An 8,029-nucleotide genomic window follows, 5' to 3' on the forward strand; every position below is an offset into this window, starting at 1 on the left:
CCTTTGGCTGCTTTAGAGCTTTATGTTAAAGAAAATAACTCGTAGTTTCTTGGGTGACAACTCAATGTTTTGTGCCGCATCACTCAATGTTTTCTTATCAATAACTCTTCGTTTAAATGATGGAATCACATGGGGGCAGTTTCAGTTTTTCAAATGGACATTAAACTATAGGGTAGAGATAGGTAAGATTTATTAAGGTTGTTAAAATGTAAAGATATTAATCTTCTTTGCGTTTCTCTTTCATATATAGGATATATTATATTCTTATAAGTATATAATATATTAATATATAGATATTTATATATATATACTATATTATATATATTATTAATGATATTATCTATATATAATATAGTTTATGTTATGAAGAATGATAGATTGATGTATCTTGAAATAAGTGATACTGTCCCTATGTGAGTAGAAAAAATCTCAATGGGAGTAGAAAGATTCCTGATATGAGTAGAAACTTGCGGAAACGTTTGGTGGTCTTGGATATTTTTCGTAATTTTGTGGTGTGTTGAAAATAACTTCAACCGTCAACTAATAAATACTAAACAAAATGGAAGAAAACAAAGAGAATCAGAAAGATCTTTTGTTTGAAGACGAAGAGGAGGAAGAGGAACTTCCCCCTGCGATGCCGGAAAAACTGCCATCGCTTATCAAGCTCCTAGTGAGTCGTACCCCTGACATCTACAAGCCAGCCGTGGCTCATGCCGTATTCCCATCTCTTGCCGCCCACCTCTATCAGGTAAGCTTCGAGTATGTAGATGGTGTAGAACACGAAGCAACACTGATGAACGTGCTCATGGCCCCCACAGGTGCAGGAAAGAGCTGCGTGAATGCTCCGATTAATCACATCATGGCCGATATCCGCAAGAGGGATGAGGTGAACCTGCAGCGAGAGAAAGAGTGGAAGCTGGAGGTGAATACGATGGGTACGCACAAGTATAAGCCGAAGCGTCCTACCGACCTGATGGTGCAGGAAGTGGATCCGGACATGACTTCGGCAGCCTTCGTGCAGCGAATGTATGATGCCAAGGGCCATTTCCTCTACTCCAACATGAACGAGATTGATCAGTGGGATGCCATCGAGGATGGCGGAAAGGGCAAGCAGAGAGGCAGAAAATGGACTATCATGTGCCTCGCCTTTGACCCCGGTAACTCCTTCGGGCAGACCCGCGCCATGCCCGGTTCTGTGAACGAAAGAGTACACATCCTCTATAACTGGAATGCCTGTACCACCATCGGTCACGGTCGTCAGTTCTTCAAGAAGGTGGTATCAGACGGTCCGCTCTCCCGCATCAATTTCTGTACCATTCCGCCCCGTGAAATCGGTTCTGATATGCCGGTGTATGGCGATTATGATGAGGCTTTCGATGAGGAGCTTCGTCCTTACATCAATCGCCTGTGCAAGGTGCGCGGCAAGATAGACTGTCCTCAGGCCGTCCGTCTCATCAACGAACTCATGGAGGAATGTCGTGATTTCTCTATCTGCAGTCAGGACCGCATCTACGAGAATTTCTCATTCCGTGCTCTCGTGATAGCTTATCTCAAGGCTTGTGTGCTCTATGTGGCAAACGGTTGCAAATGGGAGGATGAGATCGATGATTTCATCCGCTGGTCGCTGCATTATGATCTGTGGTGCAAGATGCGCTTCTTCTGGGATCTGATAGATGATGAGAGACATCAGCGTTTCACCTCCCGCGGTCCGCAGAATCTTCTCCAGCAATTGCCTGATGATTTTACATGGGAGGCATTGGAAAAGCTTCGTGACGAGGCCAACCTGAAGCCTGGCGGTACCCGGGAGATGCTGAAGAGCTGGATGAAGCGAGGGTATCTGGAATATGATGTGGTGAGCAGAAAGACGCTTTTCCGCAAGAGTGCTTTCGGAAAAGCATAGTCGAAAAGTAGAATAAGATAATCTTTCGATAAAATATAGTCGAAATGTAGAATAAGATGCTCTCAGATAGGGGCAGTTTCAGTTGTTTTTTCAGACATTCAACTGAAGCTGCCCCCTCTTGTCCTGAATGGGCAGCAGTAAGTTTGCTCCATCCGCCCTGAAAGGGCAGAAGCTCCTAGCCCAGGGCAACGCCCTGGGGTTTATTGGTGGTTTATTAAGCGCCCTGTAAGGGCAAAAGCTTTATCCTTCGCCTGGTATTTTAAAGCTTTTGCCCTTACAGGGCGACAGGTTTGTGGCCATAATTACCCAGGGCGTTGCCCTGGGCTAGGAGCTTCTGCCCTTTCAGGGCGGGTGGGGTGTAACTTACGAACGTTCTTTTTCTGTGACTTACGAACGTTCTTTTTCTGTGACTTGCGAACGTTCTTTTGGAAACAACAAATCCCCAACCCGCTAAGAAAAGCGGGTTGGGGAAATTATGATAGATTTTGCTTTCTTCAGAAAATATCCGAATGTGAATTAGAGTGGATACTCCTCGAAAGCATAGAGTACAGTGCTTAAATAACGCTCGCCAGTATCTGGCAAGAGGGCAACAATCTTCTTGCCCTTGTTCTCTGGACGCTTCGCAATCTCGGTGGCTGCAAAGGCGGCGGCACCTGATGAGATTCCTACCAAGAGGCCCTCGGTCTGAGCCAGGTCACGACCTGCCTTGATGGCATCATCGTTCTGAATATCCAAAACCTCATCGATGAATTCTGAAGAGTAGGTCTCTGGAACGAAGCCGGCACCGATGCCCTGAATCTTGTGAGGACCGCTCTGTCCGCCGTTCAATACAGGCGATGTGGCAGGTTCTACGGCAATCACCTTCACGTTAGGATTCTGCTCCTTCAGATACTTGGCGATACCCGAAATGGTTCCGCCTGTTCCTACACCGGCTACGAAGATATCAATCTCGCCATCGGTATCAGCCCAGATTTCTGGTCCAGTTGTGGCATAGTGCTTGGCAGGATTGGCTGGGTTGGTAAACTGTCCCAGAATCACGGAACCCGGAATGGAATCGCGGAGCTCCTCGGCAGCCTTGATGGCGCCAGGCATTCCGTCCTTACCGCTGGTCAATCTCACTTCAGCACCGTAAGCCTTCACCAGGTTTCTGCGCTCCACACTCATGGTTTCAGGCATGGTGAGGATGAGGTGGTAGCCCTTTACGGCTGATACCAGAGCCAAACCTACACCCGTATTACCGCTGGTTGGTTCGATGATGGTGGCACCTGGTTTCAGGATGCCCTTCTGCTCAGCGTCTTCGATCATCGCAAGTGCGATACGATCCTTTACGCTTCCGCCAGGATTGAAGAATTCTACCTTAGCAATTACAGGAGTCTCCAAACCCTTGGATGCTGAATACTTACCCAATTCTACCAATGGGGTCTTACCGATTAAATCAGTAATCTGTTTATATATCTTTGCCATAACTGTACTCTAATTTAAATCATTCATATTTTTATTTTACGTAGGTAAATGCCTCATCGAGTGCCTCAATCAGGTCGTCGATGTTCTCAATACCGATGCTCAGGCGAACGGTAGAAGGATAGATGTGCTGCTCCTCCAATTCCTCTGGGCTCAGTTGAGAGTGGGTGGTTGTTGCTGGGTGGATAACCAGTGACTTCACGTCGGCTACGTTAGCCAACAGAGAGAAGATGCGCAGGTGGTCGATGAACTCCCATGCCTCTTTCTCGCCGCCCTTGATATCGAAGGTGAAGATAGAACTACCGCCGTTAGGGAAGAGCTTCTTGTAAAGCTCGTGGTCTGGATGAGAAGGAACGGCTGGGTGATTAACCTTAGCCACCTTAGGATTGTTCTCCAGATACTCTACCACCTTTAATGCATTCTGAACGTGACGCTCTACACGGAGGCTCAATGTCTCCAAGCCCTGAAGAAGAATCCAGGCATTGAATGGAGAGATGGTTGCACCGGTATCACGAAGGATGACCGCACGGATTCGGGTTACGAAGGCTGCTGCTCCGGCTACATCTGCGAATACGGCACCATGATAAGATGGGTCTGGCTTGGCGAGAGTAGGGAACTTGTCGGCATTTGCCTTCCAGTCGAACTTACCGCCATCTACGATGACGCCACCGAGAGATGAACCATGACCGCCGATGAACTTGGTAGCAGAATGAACCACGATATCTGCTCCGTGCTCGATAGGGCGGATGAGGTATGGGGTGCCGAAGGTGTTATCGATAATCAATGGGATGTTGTGGCGATGAGCAATCTCTGCCAACTTATCGATATCGGTTACATCTGAGTTAGGATTTCCGAAGGTCTCTGCATAGAGAGCCTTGGTATTGTCCTGGATGGCAGCCTCTACCTGCTCGAAGTTGCGAGGATCCACGATGGTGTAGCTTACACCCTGTGTGGATAATGTATGAGTGATGAGGTTATAAGTACCACCGTAGATGTTGTCGGCAGCTACGATGTGGTCGCCATTCTGAAGGATGTTCTGCAGAGCGTAGGTAACGGCGGCAGCGCCAGAAGCGACAGCCAAACCTGCTACACCACCCTCAAGGGCAGCTACACGGTCTTCGAATACACCCTGAGTAGAGTTGGTCAAGCGACCATAGATATTACCTGCGTCACGGAGTCCGAAGCGATCGGCAGCGTGCTGAGAGTTGCGGAACACGTAACTTGTGGTCTGGTAGATAGGCACCGCACGAGCGTCGGTAGCTGGATCTGGATTTTCCTGACCTACATGCAACTGAAGTGTCTCAAAGCGAAGTTTCTTTTCTGTACTCATAATCTATGTCCTTTCTTTAATTTTATGTTAATACTCAATCTATTCATTTATATAAATTGCCGCCCAGAAATCAGATTGATGTTCTCTCTCTGAAAGACATTCTGATGTCCTTCTGAAAGTCATCATGCTGTTTGTTCTGATTGACGCTGCAAAGGTACGGCGATTTTTTGGATTCTGAAATAGCACATGAGTAGTATTCCTGCTACCACGTTTGTGGTATTCGGGCATTTTTTAGCAGAAAAATGGGCAAAATTACCCAATTTGGCCGTGATTTGTTACCTAATTTGGCCGTGATTTGCGAATTTCGTTACCTAATTTGGCTGTGATTTGTTACCCAATTTGGCTGCGATTCGTTACTTAATTTGGCTATGTTTCACTTCCGAGTTTGGCCGGTAAACAGCAAAAAGTGGCGATAGGTGTGCGTAATCTATGTTTTTTTATGAGATTTCGCACACCTATCGCCACTTTTTCCAAAATTCCCGAATTTGGCCGAAAATTTTTCCCGAATTTGGCCGTTTTTAATTCCCGAATTTGGCAGAATAAAAAACTGTCCTCATCTGAAAGGGGGTATCAGATGGGGACAGTTTCAGTTATGTTTTGCTACATTACAGCTATATTTCTGCTACATTATAGCTATATTTCTGCTACATTGCAGCTATGTTACAATCTGAATCCTAAGCCGATGGTCATCGGGTAGCACTCGGGAGCCTTGGTCTTGTTGAGCAGCGGGGTTATTCCGGCACGGGCGTAGAGCATCACTCCTGAGTAGCCGGCACGGGCTTCCAGGTTCACGCCGATAGGGTTGAGGTTGATATCGCCCGTTTCGGTATGCTTGTGCTTTCCGATGAAGTAGCGGGAATGCTCGTGCCAGCGGTATTCTACCGATGGACCTAACGCCAGGAATGCATCATGGCATCCTATGCGCTTCTGCCACTCCAGCATGATAGGCAGGCGGAGTACATTGTAGCTGATATAGCTTTTCTTCAGCGTCTCGCCTTCTATCGGAGTCATTGCTGATACCCCGTTTTCGGTGCTTAATACATAATTGTCCTTGAAATGGTGGTGTACCTGTCCGATGGAGAGAGAGGAGGTGAGCGCCATTTCGTTGGAAAGGCGGAAGCAGAGACTGGTGAGGGTGATGCCCCATTCCCACGACTTGGAGTCGCGACTGTGCATCTCGTTGTTGCCTCCCATGCTTCCCCTGCTGCCTGGCAACTGGCTGCAGCCGAAGAAGAAGGTTGGATAATGACTCTCCAGACTGCGCTTGCGCTTGCTCAAAGTCTGAGGGATGAAAGGCGAGGTGACAAATACCTTTTCTACTTCCTGACCATCTACGAATTGGGTTTCGGAAATCTTGGTCATCTCGTTGCCGTTCATCTTATATATCTTCACAGAAGTCTGTTCGCCATCCTGCTTGATGACGATGTTCTGGTCGTTCACTCTGATTGTGGTGTCGTTAGCCTCTACCGAGGCTGGTGCACTGTTGCTGTTGGTTTCAGCAAGGGCGAAGGCTGGCATCATGGCAGCCATCATCATTACGTTTTTGATATTCATAATACTATATTTTATGTTGTTTTTTATTCTTATTGAGAAGATTCCAGAAGGAAAATGCTGTTTCTATCTTCTGGAATAGCAGAGTTTCATGATATCTTCGGGCGACAGGTCGCCTTCGATATAAATCACGGTTCCCTTGCTTTCACTCGGATTGCTGAAGAGGATAAAGCGGTTGTCTCCATTGCTCAAGGGGGCCATCATGTAATAGCCGCTCACCATCTTGCCATTCTCCACCACCTCTCTGATTTTCTTTGCAGCCTTGCGGTCGGACTTCAGATAGTGGGCTATTTCCGTGGCATGGTACTTATATACCAGGCTCTTGTATATCTTGAGTTTGTAACCTTTGAGTTGCGTATTCTGCATCGTAACCATCTTGCATCCCTTGGCGTGTCCGAAGCGTTGGAATATACTTTTTACGTACAGCCCCTCCTGGGCATTAGCCGAAATCGAGGCTACCACGATAAGAAGCAGTCCGATGAAGAAGCGTTTTATCAAGTTGCATCGTTTCATATTCTATACCTTATTATATATATTATACTTTATAGTTTGATTGATTGTTTCATCTAAAAGATGAATTTATTGTTTCATCATATCCAGGGCACTGAATGGATCTTCGGAATCTGCCGAAACATCTTCCAGGGCATCCAGGGCTTCGTTATGAACGAACTCCTGGTCGGTATAAACCTTTCCATCGATAACTGCATAACATTCAGGCTGAGGCTGGGCTATCTTCTGGATGCCCACAATCAGGAATGCGATGATAGCGGCGGCTGCCACAGAAGTGCCGAAATATTTGAGCCATCTGCTGCGAGAAGCTTCCTTCTTTGGGATTTCTTCCTTTTCGATATCTTTCTTTTCGAAATCCTCCTCCTTCTCTTCTTCTTTTAGAATTTGAGAAAGATTCATCTGTTCGAATCCGATATAGCTGAAAAGGGCGCGGTAGGATTCCCATTCTTCAGGAATATCATTGGCATGCTCTTCGAAATATTTTCTGAGCGTTGCCTCTTCCTCATTGGTAGTGGCACCATCCATATACTTGTCGAGCAAGTCCTGTATCGTCTTGAATTCATTGATACCCTTGAATTCATCGATTCTTTTTATTTTATCGTTCATCTTCTTTCCTCCTTCTTTATTTTGTTCTGTTTCACGATGTTCATATAAGTCTCTCTGATTTTGAGTCGGGCTCTGGAGAGATTCTTTCGGAGATTATCGGCAGTACATCCCGTTATCTGCATGATTTCATCGGCAGTATAGCCTTCTATCTCCTTCATTCGGAATATCTGCTGCTGCAAGGGCGGAAGCTGTGCCACTATCTGCTTGATGAGGTTTACCTCGTCCCGTTGCTCTGCCCGCCGGTCTTCTATGGGCACTTCCATCACCTTGTCGGTGGTGAAGTTCCGCTCCTCATGTCGGCACTGGTCATAAAACTTGTTGCGCATGATGGTGATGGCGAGCGCCTTGAGGTTATCTTCTGCCTTGATATTCTGGCGTATGTCCCACAGCCTGAGCATGACTTCCTGCACGAGGTCTTCGGCATTGTCGTCACTCTCAGTCAACCTTAGCGCATACGCTTTCAAGTTGCTGCGCATCGGTAGGATGATATGGTTGAATTCTTCTGTTCTCATAACCTTAACACTCTATAGACGTATGAAATTGAAAAATCGGACATCTTAAAAAAGATTTTTTTCAAAAAATGCTTTCTTTTTTCAAAGAAAAATAGTATTTTTGCAAGTGAAACATAAAATTTAACCTCCTGAAAGTACATATAAAAAGTGTTTGAGAGA

Annotated in this window: 7 protein-coding genes; 1 reads left to right on the forward strand and 6 read right to left on the reverse strand. The window is 46.3% G+C overall.

Features of this window, described 5'->3' with window-relative positions; translation table 11 throughout:
• Positions 1–559: 559 nt before the first annotated feature.
• Positions 560–1,900 (forward strand): hypothetical protein, encoded by a 1,341-nt coding sequence (locus DW657_RS15990; protein ID WP_089543775.1) that lies wholly within the window; start codon positions 560–562, stop codon positions 1,898–1,900.
• Between the two features lie 516 nt (positions 1,901–2,416).
• Here DW657_RS15990 and cysK read toward each other — a convergent pair.
• The 6 genes from cysK to DW657_RS16020 all read right to left on the reverse strand — a co-directional run bounded on the left by cysK (position 2,417) and on the right by DW657_RS16020 (position 7,870).
• Complete coding sequence (cysK, locus tag DW657_RS15995) at positions 2,417–3,364, reverse strand: cysteine synthase A (protein ID WP_118313408.1); 948 nt, start codon at positions 3,362–3,364, stop codon at positions 2,417–2,419.
• 31 nt (positions 3,365–3,395) lie between these two features.
• Positions 3,396–4,691 (reverse strand): O-acetylhomoserine aminocarboxypropyltransferase/cysteine synthase family protein, encoded by a 1,296-nt coding sequence (locus DW657_RS16000; RefSeq protein ID WP_118313409.1) that lies wholly within the window; start codon positions 4,689–4,691, stop codon positions 3,396–3,398.
• A 660-nt stretch (positions 4,692–5,351) separates the two neighbouring features.
• Positions 5,352–6,245 carry a hypothetical protein gene (locus DW657_RS16005; RefSeq protein ID WP_118313410.1) on the reverse strand — a complete coding sequence of 298 codons (894 nt, stop codon included), beginning with the start codon at positions 6,243–6,245 and terminating at the stop codon, positions 5,352–5,354.
• 63 nt (positions 6,246–6,308) lie between these two features.
• The gene (locus tag DW657_RS16010) at positions 6,309–6,755 is read right to left on the reverse strand and encodes a DUF6108 family protein (protein ID WP_118313411.1); all 447 of its coding nucleotides are present in this window, start codon (positions 6,753–6,755) and stop codon (positions 6,309–6,311) included.
• Between the two features lie 66 nt (positions 6,756–6,821).
• Positions 6,822–7,358, reverse strand: a complete 537-nt coding sequence (locus DW657_RS16015; RefSeq protein ID WP_118313412.1) for a hypothetical protein — start codon at positions 7,356–7,358, stop codon at positions 6,822–6,824.
• Positions 7,355–7,870 carry an RNA polymerase sigma factor gene (locus DW657_RS16020; RefSeq protein WP_118313413.1) on the reverse strand — a complete coding sequence of 172 codons (516 nt, stop codon included), beginning with the start codon at positions 7,868–7,870 and terminating at the stop codon, positions 7,355–7,357. Before DW657_RS16020 ends, DW657_RS16015 begins: the two co-directional genes overlap by 4 nt.
• Positions 7,871–8,029 lie beyond the last annotated feature (159 nt).

This window comes from Prevotella sp. AM23-5 (genome assembly GCF_003473645.1).
Taxonomy (GTDB): Bacteria; Bacteroidota; Bacteroidia; order Bacteroidales; family Bacteroidaceae; genus Prevotella; species Prevotella copri_A.